Source organism: Ruegeria sp. C5 (assembly GCF_056537605.1).
Window position 1 is genome coordinate 79,129 of sequence record NZ_JBQFRX010000002.1, and the last position, 18,371, is coordinate 97,499.

General features: G+C 55.9%; 20 protein-coding genes. 8 read left to right on the plus strand and 12 right to left on the minus strand.

Going from position 1 to position 18,371, the window contains the following annotated elements:
* The first annotated feature begins 50 nt into the window (after positions 1-50).
* From ACR0AW_RS08335 to ACR0AW_RS08345, 3 genes are all read left to right on the plus strand, one after another.
* Positions 51-338 (plus strand): hypothetical protein, encoded by a 288-nt coding sequence (locus ACR0AW_RS08335; RefSeq protein ID WP_170732544.1) that lies wholly within the window; start codon positions 51-53, stop codon positions 336-338.
* A complete protein-coding gene (locus ACR0AW_RS08340; RefSeq protein ID WP_170398951.1) occupies positions 310-1,011 on the plus strand; it encodes a winged helix-turn-helix domain-containing protein in 702 nt (233 codons plus the stop codon). Before ACR0AW_RS08335 ends, ACR0AW_RS08340 begins: the two co-directional genes overlap by 29 nt.
* 90 nt (positions 1,012-1,101) lie before the next feature.
* On the plus strand, positions 1,102-2,661 hold the full coding sequence (locus tag ACR0AW_RS08345) for a DUF427 domain-containing protein (protein WP_170398954.1): 1,560 nt from the start codon (positions 1,102-1,104) through the stop codon (positions 2,659-2,661).
* A 119-nt stretch (positions 2,662-2,780) separates the two neighbouring features.
* Here the strand turns inward: ACR0AW_RS08345 and ACR0AW_RS08350 are convergent, their stop codons facing one another.
* The 6 genes from ACR0AW_RS08350 to ACR0AW_RS08375 form a co-directional block, all read right to left on the minus strand.
* A complete protein-coding gene (locus ACR0AW_RS08350) occupies positions 2,781-3,578 on the minus strand; it encodes a DUF1217 domain-containing protein (RefSeq protein WP_170732546.1) in 798 nt (265 codons plus the stop codon).
* Positions 3,575-3,976, minus strand: a complete 402-nt coding sequence (gene flbT, locus ACR0AW_RS08355; RefSeq protein WP_170398959.1) for a flagellar biosynthesis repressor FlbT — start codon at positions 3,974-3,976, stop codon at positions 3,575-3,577. Before flbT ends, ACR0AW_RS08350 begins: the two co-directional genes overlap by 4 nt.
* Complete coding sequence (flaF, locus tag ACR0AW_RS08360; RefSeq protein WP_170732548.1) at positions 3,976-4,350, minus strand: flagellar biosynthesis regulator FlaF; 375 nt, start codon at positions 4,348-4,350, stop codon at positions 3,976-3,978. Before flaF ends, flbT begins: the two co-directional genes overlap by 1 nt.
* A 77-nt stretch (positions 4,351-4,427) precedes the next feature.
* Positions 4,428-5,645, minus strand: a complete 1,218-nt coding sequence (locus ACR0AW_RS08365; protein ID WP_170406757.1) for a flagellin N-terminal helical domain-containing protein — start codon at positions 5,643-5,645, stop codon at positions 4,428-4,430.
* A gap of 210 nt (positions 5,646-5,855) precedes the next feature.
* On the minus strand, positions 5,856-6,203 hold the full coding sequence (locus ACR0AW_RS08370) for a flagellar export chaperone FlgN (protein ID WP_170732550.1): 348 nt from the start codon (positions 6,201-6,203) through the stop codon (positions 5,856-5,858).
* Complete coding sequence (locus ACR0AW_RS08375) at positions 6,196-6,468, minus strand: rod-binding protein (RefSeq protein WP_170732842.1); 273 nt, start codon at positions 6,466-6,468, stop codon at positions 6,196-6,198. The genes ACR0AW_RS08370 and ACR0AW_RS08375 overlap by 8 nt, the downstream gene beginning before the upstream one ends.
* Positions 6,469-6,583: 115 nt before the next feature.
* Here ACR0AW_RS08375 and ACR0AW_RS08380 point away from each other — a divergent pair, with 115 nt between their 5' ends.
* Genes ACR0AW_RS08380 through ACR0AW_RS08390 form a run of 3 tightly spaced genes read left to right on the plus strand, consistent with a single transcriptional unit; the run spans position 6,584 to position 9,401 of the window.
* The gene (locus ACR0AW_RS08380) at positions 6,584-7,810 is read left to right on the plus strand and encodes a flagellar hook-length control protein FliK (RefSeq protein ID WP_170732552.1); all 1,227 of its coding nucleotides are present in this window, start codon (positions 6,584-6,586) and stop codon (positions 7,808-7,810) included.
* A 3-nt stretch (positions 7,811-7,813) separates the two neighbouring features.
* Entirely contained in the window at positions 7,814-8,479 is a 666-nt protein-coding gene (locus tag ACR0AW_RS08385) for a flagellar hook capping FlgD N-terminal domain-containing protein (protein ID WP_170732554.1), read from the plus strand.
* A 25-nt stretch (positions 8,480-8,504) separates the two neighbouring features.
* Positions 8,505-9,401, plus strand: a complete 897-nt coding sequence (locus ACR0AW_RS08390) for a phosphotransferase family protein (protein ID WP_480444182.1) — start codon at positions 8,505-8,507, stop codon at positions 9,399-9,401.
* Here the strand turns inward: ACR0AW_RS08390 and ACR0AW_RS08395 are convergent.
* The 5 genes from ACR0AW_RS08395 to ACR0AW_RS08415 all read right to left on the minus strand — a co-directional run bounded on the left by ACR0AW_RS08395 (position 9,396) and on the right by ACR0AW_RS08415 (position 14,682).
* The gene (locus ACR0AW_RS08395; protein ID WP_170636398.1) at positions 9,396-10,697 is read right to left on the minus strand and encodes an NAD(P)/FAD-dependent oxidoreductase; all 1,302 of its coding nucleotides are present in this window, start codon (positions 10,695-10,697) and stop codon (positions 9,396-9,398) included. The genes ACR0AW_RS08390 and ACR0AW_RS08395 overlap by 6 nt on opposite strands.
* On the minus strand, positions 10,694-11,512 hold the full coding sequence (locus ACR0AW_RS08400) for an ABC transporter permease (protein ID WP_170398984.1): 819 nt from the start codon (positions 11,510-11,512) through the stop codon (positions 10,694-10,696). The genes ACR0AW_RS08395 and ACR0AW_RS08400 overlap by 4 nt, the downstream gene beginning before the upstream one ends.
* Positions 11,509-12,399 (minus strand): ABC transporter permease subunit, encoded by an 891-nt coding sequence (locus ACR0AW_RS08405; protein ID WP_170406776.1) that lies wholly within the window; start codon positions 12,397-12,399, stop codon positions 11,509-11,511. The genes ACR0AW_RS08400 and ACR0AW_RS08405 overlap by 4 nt, the downstream gene beginning before the upstream one ends.
* Positions 12,399-13,526 (minus strand): ABC transporter ATP-binding protein, encoded by a 1,128-nt coding sequence (locus ACR0AW_RS08410; protein ID WP_170636399.1) that lies wholly within the window; start codon positions 13,524-13,526, stop codon positions 12,399-12,401. The genes ACR0AW_RS08405 and ACR0AW_RS08410 overlap by 1 nt, the downstream gene beginning before the upstream one ends.
* A 70-nt stretch (positions 13,527-13,596) precedes the next feature.
* The gene (locus tag ACR0AW_RS08415) at positions 13,597-14,682 is read right to left on the minus strand and encodes a polyamine ABC transporter substrate-binding protein (protein ID WP_170398992.1); all 1,086 of its coding nucleotides are present in this window, start codon (positions 14,680-14,682) and stop codon (positions 13,597-13,599) included.
* 140 nt (positions 14,683-14,822) lie between these two features.
* On the opposite strand from ACR0AW_RS08415, the gene ACR0AW_RS08420 reads away from it, so the two are divergent.
* Complete coding sequence (locus tag ACR0AW_RS08420; protein WP_170625764.1) at positions 14,823-15,506, plus strand: GntR family transcriptional regulator; 684 nt, start codon at positions 14,823-14,825, stop codon at positions 15,504-15,506.
* Between the two features lie 75 nt (positions 15,507-15,581).
* Positions 15,582-16,979: an aspartate aminotransferase family protein gene (locus tag ACR0AW_RS08425; protein WP_170732556.1), complete on the plus strand. Its 1,398-nt coding sequence runs from the start codon at positions 15,582-15,584 to the stop codon at positions 16,977-16,979.
* A 40-nt stretch (positions 16,980-17,019) separates the two neighbouring features.
* On the opposite strand, the gene ACR0AW_RS08430 is transcribed toward ACR0AW_RS08425, so the two are convergent.
* Positions 17,020-18,336: a lytic murein transglycosylase gene (locus ACR0AW_RS08430; protein WP_170732558.1), complete on the minus strand. Its 1,317-nt coding sequence runs from the start codon at positions 18,334-18,336 to the stop codon at positions 17,020-17,022.
* Positions 18,337-18,371 lie beyond the last annotated feature (35 nt).

Genomic DNA, 18,371 nt, shown 5'->3' on the forward strand with positions numbered 1-18,371 from the left:
CCCCCTGAGGTTATTGAATATCCACCCAACCCATGCGCAGGATGCAGCCCATGAAACAGATCCTCTCTTCTCTGGCTCTGACGGCCCTGATATCGGTTGGGTCGCAAGCCATCGCGGCAGATTGCTATGCCGACTACAAGGCCAAGCAGGACAATCCCTTACGCCTGCACTATGGCGTCATGCAGGTCTCAAGCTGCGATAAAGGCTCGGCCCGGAAAGAAGTCGCCAAGCGGCTGAACTCAAACGGCTGGACCCTGCTGAACGTGATGACCGTTTTCGAGGCGGGTGGATTGGATCAAAGGAAGGCCAATGCCGGAAAATACTATCTCCGTTACTGAGGCGCGTCGTTCGGGGGTTCGGCTGGTTGGTCTGGGGATTGCGGCAATCGTCGCGATCCTGGTGACTGCAGCGGTTTTCCTGTTCTGGACGCTACCGGACGCAAATGCCTTCAACGCGCGGGTTGAACGGCTGTTTGTCGAGGCTGACCTGACCTCGCAATCGGAAATCCGTCTGCTCGAGATTCTGGCGCAATCGGGCACCGCCTTTGCCGATACGCTATCCAGCTATCGAATGGTCATCTTCGTGCTGTTGGTCTTTGCCAGCGCCATGCTGATCACCGCGCTTGTTTTTCTGGTCATGCTGGTTCTGCTGAACCGCCGCATGGCCCAGATTGAACGGACGGGGATCCAGGTAACATCCCTGCTGATCAGCCGTGAAGAGAATACCGTTTATCTCAACAACATGGATTTTAAGTTGACCCCCGCCGCGATGGAAACGCTTTCGGTTCTGGCTGAATCCCGGCTGGATGACGAGGTCCTGTCGGGTGCCCAGATCGAAGCGATGATCTCGGGCAGAAACGCTGCAGATTGCGATGAGGCCGCCGGGGCAACCCGGATCAAACGCCTGCGCGACGCCTTGGGAAATCAGATGGTCAGTGAGCTGCTGGTGAAGAACATCGCCAAGAAGGGCTATATGCTGTCGATTGAGAAAGACGTTATTCAAATGGTCTGAGGATGCCATTGCGGTAAAATCTACGTGCGCATCTTGGAATTCTCGCCCTCAAGACCCATGATATAAGGGCTTGGCCAAGGGAGGTTGCAGATGAACGTCCATGCCACACCGAATGTCAAAGGCTATGGGATATCAGTTGAGCCGCTGCAGGGACGGATCGCGATCTACCGTGGTGATATACTGCTGGCCGAAAGCCACAACGCCAAAGTCATGTACGAAACGCGGCTACCTCCCGCGATCTATGTTCCGCGCGAAGACCTGTGCGTCGAACTCAGCCCTGAGACCGAATTGCAGACGTTCTGCCCCTTCAAGGGTACCGCAACCTATCACGACATTAGCCTACCGGAAGAGCGCCTTACGAACTCGATTTGGGCTTATGAAGACGCCTTCCCTGAAAGCGCGGCCATTCAGGGCCATATTGGATTCATGCCGGATACCGCGACGCGGATCGACCTCGGCGACAACCAACTGCGTCAACCCGACGATGGCAATATCAGCGGCCCCCTGATCGATTGGCTGATGCGCGGTGCGTCCGAAATTAACACTCCTGATGCCTTTACAAAAACGCTGGCCGAGAAAATGCTGGAACATGGCATCGCTATTCAACGCCTAAGCATTCTGGTCTGGTCGCTGCATCCGCTGATCGCAGGCAAACACTATATCTGGGAGAAAGACTCGGCTGAGATTTCGACCCACACTCCGACCTATGAAATTCATGATCACCCTGCCTTTACCAACAGCCCCCTGCGTCACGTTTCAAACGGGTTGGGTGGTGTCCGGCAGCGCCTGAACAACGACAATCCGCATAACAGCTTTCCGATCATCGAAGACCTGCGCGCAAAAGGGGCCACCGATTACGTTGCCATGCCACTGCCTTTCTCGGATGGGCGGACGAATGTCCTGACCCTGACTTGCGATCATCCCGATGGGTTCACGACCGAGAACCTGGGTCTGGTTTTTGAATGCTCTACTGTCATCGCGCGGTTCTACGAGGTCTTCATGCAGCGCGAAAACGCGCAGGTTCTGCTGGAAACCTACGTAGGCAAGCGCAGCGGTGCGCGCGTCCTGGGGGGCGAGATTCGCCGCGGTGATGGCGATGACATAGATGCGGCGATCATGTTTTGCGATCTTCGAAATTCAACCGCATTGGAAGAAAAACTGGGGCGTGATGACTATATCGAGCTACTGAATGCGTTTTTTGAGACAGTTTCAGGGATCGTGCACGACCATGACGGAGAAGTTCTGAAATTCATCGGCGACGCTGTTCTTGCCGTCTTCCCGGCGGGTGACGATGCCGCCAAAGCCCGATCCAGCGCGCAGCTTTCGGCAACTGAGATCGTCGAAAAACTGGGTGAATTGCGCAGTGACGGAAGTGATCATGATTTCGACTGCTCGATTGGTGTCGCCTATGGCCGCGTCACCTATGGCAATGTGGGCTCACGCGAACGGTTGGACTTTACCGTGATTGGTCAGGCCGCCAATGTCGCTGCCAGATTGGGCGAATATGGCAAAACCGTCGGACATAGAATTGTTGTCTCGCAAGATATCGAACCTGTTTGCAAACAGGCGATCCCTTTAGGGGCGATCAAGCTGCACAACGTCTCGCAACCGATCAAATCATTTGCCCTGCAAACCTCAGCCGATGCCTGATTTGACAGTTTACTTCGCAAGAGTTGAACCTCAAATTGTGCCACCCACTATCTCGGATCAGTCAACCTATGGCCTTGCGCGAGATACCGTACACACCGTGTCTGGTTGACATCAATGGTTCAAAAACCACCGCCCAGCAGGATCAGAGCCGTCTGCGCAGGTGAGATCGTCTGTTGGATTTGATTGATCTGATTGCGGGCCAGATACGTGTCGGTCAGCTTTTCGATTGCCTCACTTTCAGTGAACTGCGCCAAATCGGATGACCCTGTAACGCGCTGCAATCGATCTTTGAACACCTCAAGCTGCTTGTCGATATCCAGTTGCGCAAATGCTGAAGGCAGCCCCAATGCCGTTTCCATCATGCGGCGCAAGGGAGGCAGCCCCATCAGATCAAACCACCTTCTGTCCTCACTGCCACCCTGGCCAGCCAGGTCGCGCAATGCATGCTGGGTGTACAACGCGATACGCATCGATTCATCTGCTTCACCAACCGAGATTTCAAATCGCGCAATCAAGTTGTCGTCAGCGATCTTTTCCATGGCGTCCACCAATCCGGTCTTGCGCACATCGCCGGGACCAAGTCCAAAGGCATTTGCAAAATCACGGTACCTACCGTCGGCCAGCCTGTTCGCAAGCGCATCGTCAGCCTGCGTTCCATCGGACAAGATTTTTTGGACAAAATACCGATTGTCGAGATCACCTTCCAAGCCAAACGCACCCAATGCCACCTGCAACAACCGTCGGTCCGAAACCAGATCCTCGGCCGTCTTGACCTTGCCAATATTGTCCAGAAAATACCTTGCGTCCCGTTCATTGATCCCCGAGGCAGAATAGCTTTGGAGCTGCGCATCATAGGTTCGCTGCAAAAAGCGCCAGCCAACCAGACCACCTGAAGGTATGACCGGCTGGAAGGTCACTGCTGATACGCCATCAGACGTTCTTCGCGTGGCAACAGTGAACGCAAGGCCTTTAAACACTTATAGTATTGCTCTGCCACCAATGCTTCAGTTGCGTTGGCAAGGACCCGGCGACTGTCGGCATCCGTGAATACCTGGCTCAGCTCTTCCACGCGCCGCAGAAGTTGCTGGCGCGCCTGCTCAGGTTCGGTATCGCCTGACAGAACCAACTGCGCGGCATAGCAGACACGGCGTACCGGCGTGTTGACCTCTTCCGGGTGAATGGCATCGCGCAGGCGCAGGACATTTGCCTGAGGTGTCATGATCGAAAACCGACTGCGTCGATCCCCGTTTTCGATTACAACACCATTGATCAGAACCCGTTCCTTTGGCGCAAGTTTCAGGACCAGACCCCCCATCAGTTGCCCCTCATTTGACGTAGCCCGCGCAACACGGCCATGTTGATCTCAAGCAGCGGCTCAACGGTCGCCTTGTTCGCCAGCACCTGGCTGCTGTGTTGTTCGGTAAACTCAGCCAAATAGAAAATCCGCGCCCGCAGATTGCTCGGCAGCCCGTTATCCGCATCCGCCACATCGGTTGCCAGCACAGCCCACAGGCGGCGATTTTCGTGCAAGGCTTGAACGAACCCTCCGAAATCAGCCGCTTTCCGTGTGGAAGCAGCCTTCAACCGATGTGTAATCCTGGAAATCGCCTCATACTCTGTATCCCGAGGTGTTCGCGTCGGTGCAGCAGATTGCGCATAAGCGCGGTGAGCAAGCGTTTGCGGTGTCACTTGAAATCCTTCCAATTGTCCTTCAGCGGGCGATTAAGTCCGGGGCACAGCGTGCGTGCCCCGGATCAGTTCCAAAGTTAGCGGAACAGCGACAGGATGGACTGTGGCGCCTGGTTCGCGATCGATAGCGATTGGGTTGCCAGCTGTTGCTGGACCTGCAACGCTTGCAGTCGCGCCGAGGTTTCTTCCATGTCAGCGTCAACCAACGAGCCGATACCGGATTTAAACGAGTCAGACAGGTTCGAGATGAACTCTTTCTGGGTCTCGATCCGACCCTGCGCCGAACCAAAAGCCGCCGAGGCATCAATCGCAGTATCGATGAGGCCTTCGATCGCGCCAAGCGCTGCGGATGCGCCGGCAGAAGTCGACACATCAATCGAGGCCAGAGCGCCTAGACCGCCAGAGTTCGCATTGGCATATTGACCGCTGATCTGCAGCGAATCCGACCCTTCGTTGGTGATATCGAGTTGCGCAGCATTCGTACCCGGATCATAGACGACCGAAACATTGGCATCCGAAGCTTCGATGGCAGCTTTTAGCCCCGCAGCGATGATCTCTTCGGGCGCGTTGCCTGCGGCGATATCCTCAGCCCGGACTGTATAAGACGCGACATCGTCGCCCAGTCGGACCGTGAAAGTATCACCAGCGGACAATGTGCCCGGATCAGCGATCACGATGCTTCCATCATCATCGCTTCCGCCGTTTCCATCCAACGAAAATCCGAATGCGTCGGCCGTATCCGCAGTGACCCCGTCAGTTCCAGTGAACACGTCGGCAGCAGTGTAACCACCTGTCGACAGGTTTTGCGCCGATACACTAATGGAAGACGCTGTCACGTTGCCTGCATTGTCTCGATCCAAAGAGGACAGAATGCTTGCGCCAGCCCCACCGTTCACCAGATTGAGGCCATTGAACTGGGCAGCGCCGACAACCGATTCGATCTGATCCCTAAGCGCGGCCACATCGGTGTTGATCTTAGCACGATCAACGTTGTCTTCCTGCGCCGCAACGATCTTGCCTTTCATCTGGTTCAGCAGATCCGTCACAGTTTCTGAGGCGTTTCGTGCAACTGCGACAGTGGATTCACCCAAGGCTAGGCTGTCCTTGATCGCATTGAAGCCGTTGACGTCTGATTCCATCACCTTTGAGATGGCCCAGACAGCCGAGTTATCCTTGGCTGTAGCCACATCCTTGCCAGTCGAGATCGCGTTTTGCGTCTGTGCGAGGTTCTTGTTGACCGATTTGAGAGTTTGCAGCGCAACCATTGCGCCATTGTTCGTCAGAATGCTGGACATATTTGTCATCCTCTTAGCGTTCGGGCGCGTTTGACGCCCATGTTGGACCCACCAAACCGGCAGGCATTCTGTCGTTCTGACCTGTGCGTCGTGCCTTGTGGCCTTCGCGCCACCCGTTGTTTCAGGTGCATCGCCACATTTGACCCTGATCTCCTAACGGAGTGCTAAGACGGGAAAATCCGAAATTTCGGATTTGAATCAAACCTTATGCTATGCCCGTTTTTCCAGCTTTGCCTGCGATCGCAAAACAAACCCACTACGCTGCCCCGAGGCGTCATAAGTACTGAACTCCTGCCGGACCTGTTTCAGTTCCGCCATTCGGTCCGCCACAGCCCGAATACCCTCGGCGGCACTGTTCAAAAGGGCTTGATTGCGCACGACCTTCTTCTGGATCCGGATCAGATCATCGCTTTCCAACACCTGCAGATCATTTATTGCATCGATCAGATTCTCTTTTTTAGGCACCAATCGATCCAGATCGGTCAAATCCCCCTGGACCAGGGCTGTGCGCTCCAGATCCAAAAGGTCTTCCAGTGCCTGAATCGGGTCTTTATCCATCCGACTTCTCCATCATTGCATTGAACAAAACTTCAGAAAGGCCGATTCCTCCCGCCTTGGCCATTTGCTGCGCCTGCTGTTGCACCAGAAATGAGGAAAACTGATCTTCGCCCGCGCCACCGCCAAAGGAACTTCGCGCTTGGCCGAGGCCTGCAGACTTGAGCATTTCAGCCAGAAATGCGGCCTCCAGCTCAACCGAGGCGGCTTTCAGCTTCTGTGGAATCTGGGCGGAATACGCCGTCGTACCGGTCGCTGTAATCGTCATCGGATTCTCCAAAAATTGCTTCGAACTTTCTCGATCAAAGAGGAAAGCGGTTAAAATAAACGTAACTTCCTTTGGGCACAGTGCGGGCCAGACCAACGAAAGCCCGGAGCAAAAAATGCCCAACCCGCTGACGATCATGACGGCTGCACCTGCCACGGGCGACAAACCCGGGGCATCTCAGGGTAAGGAGCGGGATGTCAATGGCGGGTTTGCCTTTGAGGATGTGCTGAATGAGGATGCCGATCAGATCGAGTTGAAGGATGTTGATCTGGTGACGGCTGAATCCAGCCTGCCAGCTGAGCAATCAGATATCGCATCTGTTGCCGTGTCAGAATCAGCTGAGGCGATCAAAGCCAAGGAATCAGAGCCCGCCGAGCCACAGATGGTAGCGCAGGAGGTTGCCATTGCGCCCAACCGCCAAGCGGATTTCACGGTCGGTGATACAGACCTTGTCACTCCGCCCAGCCCGATACAGCAAATTTCGCAGTTGGTCGCTGGCAATTCGGCCCTGAGACAAAAGGCAGGCTCGACCGAAGCGGCCACCCCAAGGTCCGATGAAAACGTGCTTCGGGTGCCAACCCAAGCTCCAATCTCAGGTGGTGGGGAACAACAAAGTGTGCACCAAATGCCCGCCCCACGCGCGCTAGATGCATCCCTTGTGGGGGATACGGTTTCGAAACTTGAACAGCCAAGCTCCGAACCAGAGACGCGTCTCGTTGCCCGAGCAGTCGAGCCTGCAGCCGAGCAAATGGCGCGGCAAACGGTTATGTCCGCCGCCTTGAAACCGCAGATAGCGGCCCAGGGCCTCGGGTGGGCACCGGGCGATGCTATCGCTGATACCGCGATCAGCGCGGAATTTGATGACCCGTCCGTGGTCAAAGATATAGCGGCAAGCCACACGATGCGCGACACGACGCAAACGATGCCCGTCGCCATGGCCCGCGCGGAAACCGCGCGCGCGATTGCGGGGCAACTGGCCGCTTCGATTTCGGCCCGCCCAAGCACCGGCGGCGTTGAAATTGCCCTGAACCCCGAAGAGCTTGGCCGCGTCTCAATCACGCTCAACGGTCGAGAGGACGGGTTTCATCTTACGATCGCGGCTGAACGGCCCGAAACACTGGACCTGATGCGCCGCCACATTGCGATCCTGTCTGCCGAGTTCGAAAAGCTGGGATATGGGGATCTGTCGCTTGATCTGAACATGTCCGGGGACTCGGCCCAGCATGGCGACCCGTCAGAGTCTGATCCCTCCTCAGAAACCGACGAAATGACTCGCGACTCTGACCATGAGGCACCTACTCTCCCGACCGGCCCTGACAGGGGCCTTGATATGAGGCTTTAACCGATGATTTCAGCGACCAATTCAGTGACCGTAACGGGTGCAAATCCCGGCGCAAACAACAATTCGGAACGTTCGGCACTGACTTCGGATTTCGAGACCTTTCTGCGCATGCTGACCGTGCAGGCGCGCAATCAGGATCCGCTTGAGCCACTGGATTCCTCCGAATACGCCTCTCAGCTGGCGCAGTTTTCGATGGTTGAACAACAGGTCAAAGCCAATGAGCTTCTGTCTGATCTGGCGCTGACACTAGGTGCTGTCAATCTGAACCAGCTTACCGGCTGGGTTGGGATGAATGTCAAAACCGACGCACCGTTTCGCTTTGAAGATCAGCCTGTTCCGATCTTTGCGCAGGCCGAAGCAACCGCAGATCGGGCCGAATTGGTCATTCGCAACGACCAAGGCACCGTTGTCGACCGCGTCCCTGTGCCTCTCGATAAGGCCGAATTCGAGTGGGCCGGGGTCAGCAGTGCCGGTGATCCCTTTCCCGCTGGCAGTTACTCAGCCACATTGGAGAGCTTCAAAAGAGGTGAGTTACTAACCAGCACGCCCGCATCTGCCTTCGGTCGGGTGGTAGAGGCACAGGTCAGCGAAGGTGGCATCATCCTGAAACTGGAGAGCGGTGCAGAGGTGTCCGCCGAAATGGTCACGCAAATCCGCACGGGCGCTTGATCTGGAAGGCAAGGCGGGCCAAAGCTTGGCGCATCGCGACTCGCCCCCTAACCCGGTATCTGTCCTGTCTGATCATCACCAACCTCCCCCGGGTCTTGTTGCCCAGCTCAGCACCCAAGGTTTGATCCGCCACGACGTGACCTTCGAGGTGTTGTACGGTGGGCGGACCAATCATGTCTGGAAGGTTTTGTCCGGCAATAGTGATGCCGTGCTTAAGCTATACAGTGCGCGGTTTCAGAACCCCTTGTTTCGCAACGATGCCCGGCTTGAGTCAGAATGTCTGCGCACGCTCAACAGCTTTGGCTTCGTGCCCAATTTACGTGCCACGGGTTCCTTTGGAGACGACAGCTGGGTCTACTATGACCACGCACCGGGCGTCCCTTGGCAGGACGATGTTTCGGGCGTGGCCCATCTGCTTGGAAGGTTGCACCAAATTCCGGTCAATCTGGACCTCCCTAACGGCTGCAATGGCAGCGAAGATCTGGAACAGCACGCGTGTCAAATTCTGGCTGATTGCCACGCGGAAGAGCGGCGATCGTTGCTTGCAAAAAAACCTCAGGCCCAAGTACCGCCATTATCCGCGCGGTGCTTGATCCATGGCGATCCGGTCGCGGGAAATATCCTGCAATCGAAAAATGGGCTGACGCTGATCGATTGGCAATGCCCGGCCTTCGGTGACCCATGTGAAGACTTGGCGATATTCCTTTCACCTGCGATGCAGCAACTCTATCGAGGCGCGCCCTTGTCCGAGGCCGAAGAGACGCTGTTTCTTAAGGCCTACGACCAACCCGATATCACCGAACGCTATCTGTCATTGAGGCCTTGGTTTGCGTGGCGCATGGCCGCTTATTGTCTTTGGCGGGCCGAAAACGGTGCGGCTGATTATGCCATTGGGTATGAGTTGGAAGTTGAGGCCTTATAGGTCCGCCAGACCCAGATACGCATAGGCTGGCGGCATGACAGCGCGACGCCAACGGCCAAAGGGAAACCGCCCCGGCGCACCCGCAATAGGGGACGGAATGTCTGCGGATTGCCCCAGCACCAGTCGCGCCAAAGCACGTCCGCAATAGGTTCCCATCGCCACACCATTGCCGTGGTAAGCAAACCCTGCATACATCCCCGGATGCTCAGGAACCGGGCCCACAAAGGGCACAAGGTTCCGGGCAAGGCAAACCATGCCGGACCACTTATGTGTGACATCGACCGTGTCCCAGGCGGGGAACATCCGCCTGAAATCCCCGAAGGCCTTTTGCCGAATGCGCGCCTCAGCCCCAGGGGATGAAAGCAGCCCCCCTCGTGTCCCAAACAGAAATCGTCGATTGGGCATCAATCGGAAATAGTGCAGCAAATTACGCGTGTCATAGGCCATCTGATCCGACGTCCAGCCTTGCGCCTGCAGCTCGACATCAGTCAGAGGCCGCGTCACAAGAACCGTTGACTGTGCAGGCATATAACGCGCGGCCAACCAGGGCGGCAGATCCTCGCTTGAGTAGCCATTTGTGCACACCAGAACGTTCGAAGCACGAACGTGACCCGCAGGCGAGGTCAGCACGAATCCCGAGGCGGCCTGTTTGATCTGCGTGATCGGGCTGTTCTGGAAAAGAGTTGCGCCCTTTGCCTGGGCGGCGCCAGCCAAACCGAACAGATACTTTCGGGGGTTCAGGGCAAAGCCAATTGGCGTTGTATAGCCGCCGAAAAACGCCCCACCCAGCCCGAGGCCCTGCAGATCGTCAATCTCATGTAATTGTCCGGCCGGATCGGCCGACCGGCGCAATCGTTCCATCGCGCGCCGTGAATGGGCCAGTTGAGTTTCACCCTTGGAATGCGTTTCGGCGTCGATTTGGTTATCACGCAGAAGGTCAGCAACCAGTGAAACGGCGTCTTCTTCCGCTTGGTAATAGGTCTGCGTTGCCACCTGACCATAGCGACGGGTCAGGCCAGCCTTGCTGAGCTTTGACCCGCCTAGACAACAAAAGCCCCCGTTTCGACCGGACGCCCCCCAGCCTGGTGTTTCCGCCTCGAACACAGCGACCGAAACCCCTGCCTCGGACAGATGCAATGCGGCGGACAAGCCGGTAAACCCGCCCCCGATGACGGCGACATCAACGCTGATATCGTCTTCGAGCTTTGGCCAAGCAGGGGTCGCGATCGTCTCATCCCACCAACACCCCGCGCGTGGCGCGGGGCCGTAGGCATAATCAGGAAATATACGCCTCATTCAGCGCTTGCCGCGGCCAACTCATCCTGTTTCTGCCTAACCATCGCCCGCTTGGTCACCAGGGACGCGGTAATAACGCCCACCGTGACAACCGCGATCATTAATGTTGACAGCGCATTGATCTCGGGACTGACGCCCAAACGCACAGCCGAGAAAATCTTGATCGGCAAGGTGGTGGCAGAAGGCCCAGATGTAAACGAAGCAATCACTAGGTCATCCAGCGACAGGGTGAAAGCCAGCAGCCATCCCGAAATCACTGCCGGAGCAATGATTGGCAAGGTCACCAAGCGAAACGCCTGCGCAGGAGAACAGCCCAGATCCAGTGCGGCCTCTTCCAGCGATCGATCAAAGGTCACAAGGCGCGAGGACACGACGACCGAGACAAAACACATCGAAAACGTCGTGTGCGCCAGAACGATGGTCAAGATCCCCCGGTCCAATCCGATGCCAATGAACAATAACAGCAGCGACAGACCCGTGATCACTTCGGGCATCACGAGCGGGGCATAGATCATCCCGGAAAACAGTGTTCGCCCAAAGAACCGCCCACCGCGTACCAGAACATAGGCCGCTGCGGTGCCCAGAATCGTGGCCAGCGTTGATGAGAATACGGCAACGCGCAGCGTGACCCAGGCTGCATCAAGAAAGGCTTCGTTCTGCATCAACTCGCCGTACCATTTGGTCGAGAACCCGGCCCAAACGGTGACAAGCTTGCTTTCGTTGAAGCTGAAGATGATCAGGATGATCATCGGGATATACAGAAAGGCAAATCCCAGCGTCAGTGAGACAGTGTTGAACCAGCTCAGCCTGTTCATTGTTCTGCCTCCGTCTGCTTTTGCTGGTTGCGCTGGAACAGCACAATCGGGATCACGAGGATGAGCAACAGAACCACGGCCACCGCGCTGGCGACGGGCCAATCGCGGTTCGAGAAGAACTCTTCCCACAGCACCTTACCGATCATCAAGGTCCCCGATCCGCCCAGTAGCGAGGGGATTACGAATTCCCCAATCACCGGAATCATCACGAGGAAGCAGCCCGCGATAATACCGGGGCGCGACAAGGGGATTGTGATCAACCAGAATGCCTGCAGACGCGAACACCCAAGGTCTTCAGCGGCTTCGATCAGCGACCCGTCCATCCGTTCAAGCGACGAATAAATCGGCAGGATCATAAAAGGTAGGTAGGTATAAACGATACCGATATAAACTGCGGTATTCGTGTTCAGAATGGTCAGCGGCGCTGAGATGATGCCTGTCCAAAGCAAGAGCTGGTTCAGATAGCCTTCGTTGCTGAGGATACCCATCCATGCGTAAACCCGGATCAGGAACGAAGTCCAGAACGGCAGGATGACCAGCATCATGAATGTAGGTCGCCACTCTTCAGGTGCGCGCGCCATCGCATATGCGATCGGATACCCGACAATCAGCGTCAACACCGTTGAGATCAGCGCGATCTTTACGCTGGACAGATAGGCCTTCCAATAAAGATCATCTTCAGTCAGCCAGACAAAGTTTTCCAGATCAAGCTGGCTGAAGAAATCCCTGATACCCGCCCAACCTGCGGACAGGTCCAGCGTCGGAGTGTAGGGCGGAATGGCAAGTGCGGTGTCTGAAAGCGATATCTTTAGGACGATAAAGAATGGCACCAAGAACAGTGCCAGCAACCAGACATACGGGACAGCGATAAGAACAGCGCGGCGCATCAGTTTTCCAGCAGAACTGCGGCAGTCGCTGTCCAGGACAGCCAAACCGGGTCTTCCCAGGTGAACGAGCGGCGCGAGATGCGGCGGGTATTCGCTGTTTGCGCCTTGATGATCGTGCCGTTTGGCAGTTCGACATGATAGGTCGACAAGTTGCCCAGATAGGCGATGTCATGCACCTTGCCCTGAATGGCGTTGATTGCATCGACCGGGCGCTCGGCAGAGATCGCGACCTTTTCAGGCCGGATCGCCAGATGACAGCTCTGACCATTGGACAGTTGGGTCGCAGAAGACGCCGCTAACGGGGGCTGCCCTTCTGCCCACTCGATCTGATAACTTTCGTCGCCTGCTGCAGTAGCTCGTCCCTCAATGATATTTACATCCCCAATGAAATCAGCAACATAAACCGAGTTTGGTGTCTCATAGATGCGATCTGGAGTTGCCACTTGCATCAGTTTGCCCTGATCCATCACGGCCACTCGGCTGGCAACGGTCATCGCCTCTTCCTGATCGTGCGTCACGATGACAAAGGTCGTGCCGGTTTTTTCCTGAATGTCCATCAACTCGAACTGAGTATCCTGACGGAGTTTCTTATCCAAAGCACCCAAAGGTTCGTCGAGCAATAGCAGTTTTGGTGCTTTGGCCAATGACCGGGCCAGCGCAACGCGTTGGCGTTGACCACCCGAGATCTGGTGCGGCTTGCGGCGTGCGAACTGTTCCAGCCGGGTTAGGCGCAGCATCTCATCGACCCGCTCTTCCAGATCGCGCTTGGGCATGTTGTCCCGGCGCAGGCCAAAGGCGATGTTGTCCCAGATGCTGAGATGAGGAAACAGCGCATACGACTGAAACATCATGTTTACCGCCCGTTTGTTGGGCGGGATCGGGTCGATATCCTGTCCACCCAGAAGGATATGACCATCGGAGGGGGTTTCGAATCCGGCCAGCATCCGCATCATCGTGGTCTTGCCGCAGCCCGACGGGCCGAGCAGCGCAAAGAACTCACGCTCGTAGATATCCAGTGAAAGATTGTCGATTGCGGTGAATGCGCCAAAACGCTTGGTGACGTTCTGGAACTGGATCAAGGGTTTCGCCTGCGGGTCATCCCACGGCGCAAAGACTTCAGAATTCAAGGCGGCCCCCGTTTATCGGTCAGGATAAAAATGGCGCAAGGCAGTGGGCCCGCCTTGCGCTATGATCAGATCAGGTGCCTGATTTCACTTTGGTCCAGAGACGTGTCACCACCCGCTGGGTCTTTGCCGGATAAGGTGTGGTGATGTAGAGGTTCTGCATGGTCGCATCATCCGGATAGATCGCCGGATCACCGATCACGTCCTCTTCAAGAAACTCCTGCGAGGCCTTGTTGCCGTTGGCGTAGTACACATAGTTCGACGCCGCAGCCATGTTGTTGGCATCCAAGATAAAGTTCAGGAACTGGTGCGCGCCTTCGGGGTTTGGTGCGTCGACCGGAATAGCCATCTGGTCAAACCACATCAGCGAGCCTTCCGCAAAGGGATGGTATTCAATTTCCACGCCGTTATCCGCTTCCGCCGCACGGTCGCGTGCCTGCAAGATGTCGCCCGACCAGCCGACAGCAACGCAGATATCACCATTGGCGAGCGCATTGATGTATTCCGAACTATGGAATTTCTGAACATACGGGCGCACACTGGTCAGAATTTCTTCGGTTTTCCCAATTACATCCGTGTCGTGGCTGTCAGGGTCTTCGCCGATATACTGCAGCACCATCGGAATGATCTCAGACGGTGCGTCGAGGAAATGCACCCCACACGAGGCCAGCTTTTCCATGTTTTCGGGCTTGAGCACCAGATCCATGCTGTTAAGCGCAACATCGTCGCCCAGCACTTCTTTGACCTTGCCGACATTCAACCCGATACCTGTCGTGCCCCACATATAGTTGATCGAGTAGGCGTTGTTGGGGTCATACCCTGCGGTTCGTTCCTGGATCACATCCCATAGGTTGCCTGCATTCGACAGCTTGGCGGCATCCAGTTCCTGGAATGCGCCGGCCTGGATCTGGCGTTGTAGGAACGTGCCTGAAGGCACAACCACATCATAGCCTGACCCACCGGCCAGCATTTTTGTTTCCAGAACCTCGTTGCTGTCGAACACATCGTAGATCAGGGTCAGCCCTGTTTCTTCTTCGAATTTGCTCAGCAGATCTTCGTCGATGTAGTCGGACCAGTTATAGACGCGCACTTCTTCAGCAAACGCGGCCGAAGTCCCCAATGCGACGATCGCTGTCATCCCCAGCGTTTTCAGTTTCATATTTTTCTCCCTGCAACTGTGCGGCCATTTTGACCTTTTTTTGGATTTGATCAAGTTTTGCGTTTCACGACGGTTTCACCTATGGTCGGAATAGGTGAAGATTCTGGCAAGACAGAAACACTTGGATTGGGGCAAACCTTTTGGATTTGATCAAAAATAAAGCAGATATACCTCCGGTAGATGAAGAAAAACGCCCAGCGCACGAACAGGTCTATCGGACACTGAAATCCCAGATTCTGTTTGGCGATCTCGTGCCCGGGCAGCCGGTTACGATCCAGGGTCTGACTGATTCGCTTGGTGTCGGCATGACTCCGGTGCGCGAGGCGATACGCCGTCTGATTTCCGACGGCGCGCTCATTTTTCAGGGCAATCGTCGCGTGAGCGTCCCGCTGCTTTCAGCCAACGACATCGAGCAGATGATTTTCGCAAGAATTTCAATAGAAACAGAGCTTTCCAGGCGATCCACAAAGAACATATCTATAACCGAGATCGACTATCTTGAGCAGCTGGATCAACGATTGGACAATATGATCGCGGATGGAGATGTAGGGGGTTACCTGCGTTTGAACCACGCCTTTCACCAATCTCTGTATTCCCATGCGGACGCTCCGATACTTGTTGATCTAGCCGAACGGCTATGGCTGCGATTCGGCCCTTCGTTGCGCATCGTTTGCGGTCGCTTCGGCACTCAAAGCCTGCCCGACAGACACAAAGACATTATTGCCGCGCTACGTGAGCGAGATGCAGAAAAGGCCGCGTTAGCAACAGCGCAGGACATTGAGCAGGGTATGGGAATGATGGGCGATGCTTTGCCAAGCACCTAGAAACCAGCGATTCGATTGACAGCATAAAATTTGATCATATTCTGTCTGGCAACGACGCTTGCTGGAGAATCCGAGATGTCCACCATCACCAATCACATGCCCACTGCCGAATTGCAGGCGCTGGACGCAGCACACCATCTGCATCCTTTTTCAACCAATGAGTCGCTGGCAGACGAAGGTGTCAGGGTCATCACCCGTGCCAAGGGCGTCTATCTGACCGATAGCGAAGGTCATGAAATTCTGGATGGTATGGCCGGATTGTGGTGCGTGAATATCGGATATGGCCGCGACGAGCTGGCCGATGCAGCCGCACGTCAAATGCGCGAGCTGCCGTACTATAATACTTTCTTCAAGACGACCCATACGCCCGCCATTGCGCTGGCTGCAAAACTGGCTGAGCTTGCGCCAGGTGATCTGAACCATGTCTTCTTTGCCGGAAGCGGGTCCGAGGCCAACGACACCAACATCCGTCTAGTGCGCACCTATTGGGCCGAAAAAGGTCAGCCGGACAAGAACATCATCATCAGCCGCAAGAATGCCTATCACGGTTCTTCTGTTGGATCGGCGTCGTTGGGTGGCATGGCAGGAATGCATGCGCAGGGCGGCATTCCAATCCCGAATGTCCACCATATCAACCAGCCGAACTGGTGGGCGGAAGGCGGCGATATGAGCCCCGAGGAATTCGGCCTTGCCCGCGCGCGCGAGCTGGAAGAAGCCATTCAGGAACTGGGCGAAGATCGCGTCGCTGCCTTCATCGCCGAACCTGTGCAGGGCGCAGGCGGCGTGATAATCGCACCCGACACATATTGGCCTGAAATTCAGCGCATCTGCGACAAGTACGATATACTGCTGATCGCGGATGAGGTGATCTGCGGGTTTGGCCGAACCGGCAACTGGTTCGGCTCGCAAACCGTCGGGATCAAACCGCATATCATGACAATCGCCAAGGGCCTTAGCTCAGGCTATGCACCTATTGGCGGATCGATCGTCTGCGACGAAGTCGCACGTGTCATCAGCGCCACCGAGTTCAACCATGGCTACACCTATTCCGGCCACCCGGTTGCCGCAGCAGTTGCGCTCGAAAATCTGCGCATCCTCGAAGAAGAAAACGTCGTCGATCACGTGCGCAACGTGGCCGCGCCCTATATGAAAAAGAAATGGGACGCATTGGTCGAGCATCCGCTGGTCGGAGAGGCAAAGATCGCAGGCTTGATGGGGTCCATCGCATTGACGCCTGAAAAGGCAAGCCGAGCCAAGTTCGCATCAGATCCCGGCACGATCGGATATATCTGCCGCGAACATTGCTTCAAAAACAATTTGATCATGCGTCATGTGGACGACCGCCTGGTCATCTCTCCGCCGTTGGTCATTACCCCGGCCGAAGTCGACGAGATGTTCGTGCGCATTCAAAAATCGTTGGATGATGCGTTGGTTGAAATCAACGAAAAAGGTCTGATGAAGCCTGCGTCCTGATCATTAGATCATGGGCGACCCAATTGGGTCGCCCTGATTATCAGCGCATCCTTTCCAGCAGGCCGAGCGACGGGTATCCATCCGGGATCAACCCCTGAGCAACCTGAAACGCGCGCACCGCGTTAATCGTATTTGGCCCGGTGCGCCCATCGATCCCTTGTGTATCGAAGCCCGCCTGAGTCAGCCGACGCTGTAGTTCTTTCTTTTCAGTAAAGCTCAATACGCGATCGCCACGCGGCCAATCGGCCTCAAACGGAGAGCCTCCTGCAAGCCGGTCGGACAGATGCCCGATGCCGATCACATAGGCATCGGCGCCGTTGTAGGCCTCGATCACTTTGAAATTATTGAAGATCATCAGGGCGACACCCCGACCACCCGCCGGTAACAAGATTGCTGCTTGCCCGTGATCGGGCACTGCCTTGCCCGAGTAAGCAAGAACCCCACGGGCCGCCCATTCCGACGGCATCAGAGTGAAATCTCGCCGCGCATTGGCGTAGTCAAAGTCGGATGGTAGTTGCACTTCGACCCCCCAAGGTTGGCCTTTGGTCCATCCACGTTTTGCCAAATAGGAAGCAGCTGATGCTAAGGCATCAGTTGGATTATCCGACCAGATCTCACGACGCCCATCTCCATCAAAATCAACCGCGTAATCAAGAAACGAGGTCGGCATGAACTGTGTATGCCCCATCGCCCCAGCCCAACTGCCTACCATATTCTCAGGGTCGACATCCCCTGCCTGCAGTATCTGCAACGCGGCGATCAGCTGTTCCTCAAAAAAGCTTGCTCGTCGAGCATCAAAGGCCAAAGTCGCCAGCGACCGAATGGTTTGCTTGCTTCCTCGGTAGGTGCCGAACGAAGTCTCAAGCCCCCAGATCGCGGTCACGACCTCTTTTTCGACGCCGTACCGGGCTTCGATCCGGGTCAAAGTCTCGCGGTGCTTGTCTAGTCCAACGCGACCGTTGGAAATCCGCGTTTTTGAAACCGCTCCATCCAGATATTCCCAGATCGGTTTGGAAAACTCCGCCTGATTGCGATCGCGTTTGATGATGTCACTGTCATAGGTCACCCCAGCCAACGCCCGATCCAGCGTATTGACCGAGATGCCCTGCTCTTGCGCCCGCTTGCGAAATGCCCCCAGCCAAGCCTGAAATCGGGCATTACCGTCTGCCGATACACGTTGCACCTCGACCTTAGGCCGCAGCACGGGCCGTACCGAGACCGTCACGTCCGCCGAGGCCAGTTGCACATTGTCGACCAAAGGTCGGGCCAGAGGCCGTATCGAATTGTCTGTTGTATCCGCCTGCACGATGGATGCCCATAAGGCGGCGGTCATAACGCCACCTACACACTTACGCATTCCGTTTTATCCTGATTACTGCTCAGAGCCGATGA

Excerpts from the sequence above, each read along its gene's own strand:
- ACR0AW_RS08365 (WP_170406757.1), bottom strand. The coding sequence starts at position 5,645 with ATGTCCAGCATTCTGACGAACAATGGCGCAATGGTTGCGCTGCAAACT.
- ACR0AW_RS08380 (WP_170732552.1), top strand. The coding sequence starts at position 6,584 with ATGCCCAACCCGCTGACGATCATGACGGCTGCACCTGCCACGGGCGAC.
- ACR0AW_RS08375 (WP_170732842.1), bottom strand. The coding sequence starts at position 6,468 with ATGACGATTACAGCGACCGGTACGACGGCGTATTCCGCCCAGATTCCA.
- ACR0AW_RS08345 (WP_170398954.1), top strand. The coding sequence starts at position 1,102 with ATGAACGTCCATGCCACACCGAATGTCAAAGGCTATGGGATATCAGTT.
- ACR0AW_RS08335 (WP_170732544.1), top strand. The coding sequence starts at position 51 with ATGAAACAGATCCTCTCTTCTCTGGCTCTGACGGCCCTGATATCGGTT.
- ACR0AW_RS08405 (WP_170406776.1), bottom strand. The coding sequence starts at position 12,399 with ATGCGCCGCGCTGTTCTTATCGCTGTCCCGTATGTCTGGTTGCTGGCA.
- ACR0AW_RS08340 (WP_170398951.1), top strand. The coding sequence starts at position 310 with ATGCCGGAAAATACTATCTCCGTTACTGAGGCGCGTCGTTCGGGGGTT.
- ACR0AW_RS08385 (WP_170732554.1), top strand. The coding sequence starts at position 7,814 with ATGATTTCAGCGACCAATTCAGTGACCGTAACGGGTGCAAATCCCGGC.
- ACR0AW_RS08415 (WP_170398992.1), bottom strand. The coding sequence starts at position 14,682 with ATGAAACTGAAAACGCTGGGGATGACAGCGATCGTCGCATTGGGGACT.
- ACR0AW_RS08400 (WP_170398984.1), bottom strand. The coding sequence starts at position 11,512 with ATGAACAGGCTGAGCTGGTTCAACACTGTCTCACTGACGCTGGGATTT.
- ACR0AW_RS08370 (WP_170732550.1), bottom strand. The coding sequence starts at position 6,203 with ATGGATAAAGACCCGATTCAGGCACTGGAAGACCTTTTGGATCTGGAG.
- flbT (WP_170398959.1), bottom strand. The coding sequence starts at position 3,976 with ATGGGGGGTCTGGTCCTGAAACTTGCGCCAAAGGAACGGGTTCTGATC.
- ACR0AW_RS08395 (WP_170636398.1), bottom strand. The coding sequence starts at position 10,697 with ATGAGGCGTATATTTCCTGATTATGCCTACGGCCCCGCGCCACGCGCG.
- ACR0AW_RS08430 (WP_170732558.1), bottom strand. The coding sequence starts at position 18,336 with ATGCGTAAGTGTGTAGGTGGCGTTATGACCGCCGCCTTATGGGCATCC.
- ACR0AW_RS08425 (WP_170732556.1), top strand. The coding sequence starts at position 15,582 with ATGTCCACCATCACCAATCACATGCCCACTGCCGAATTGCAGGCGCTG.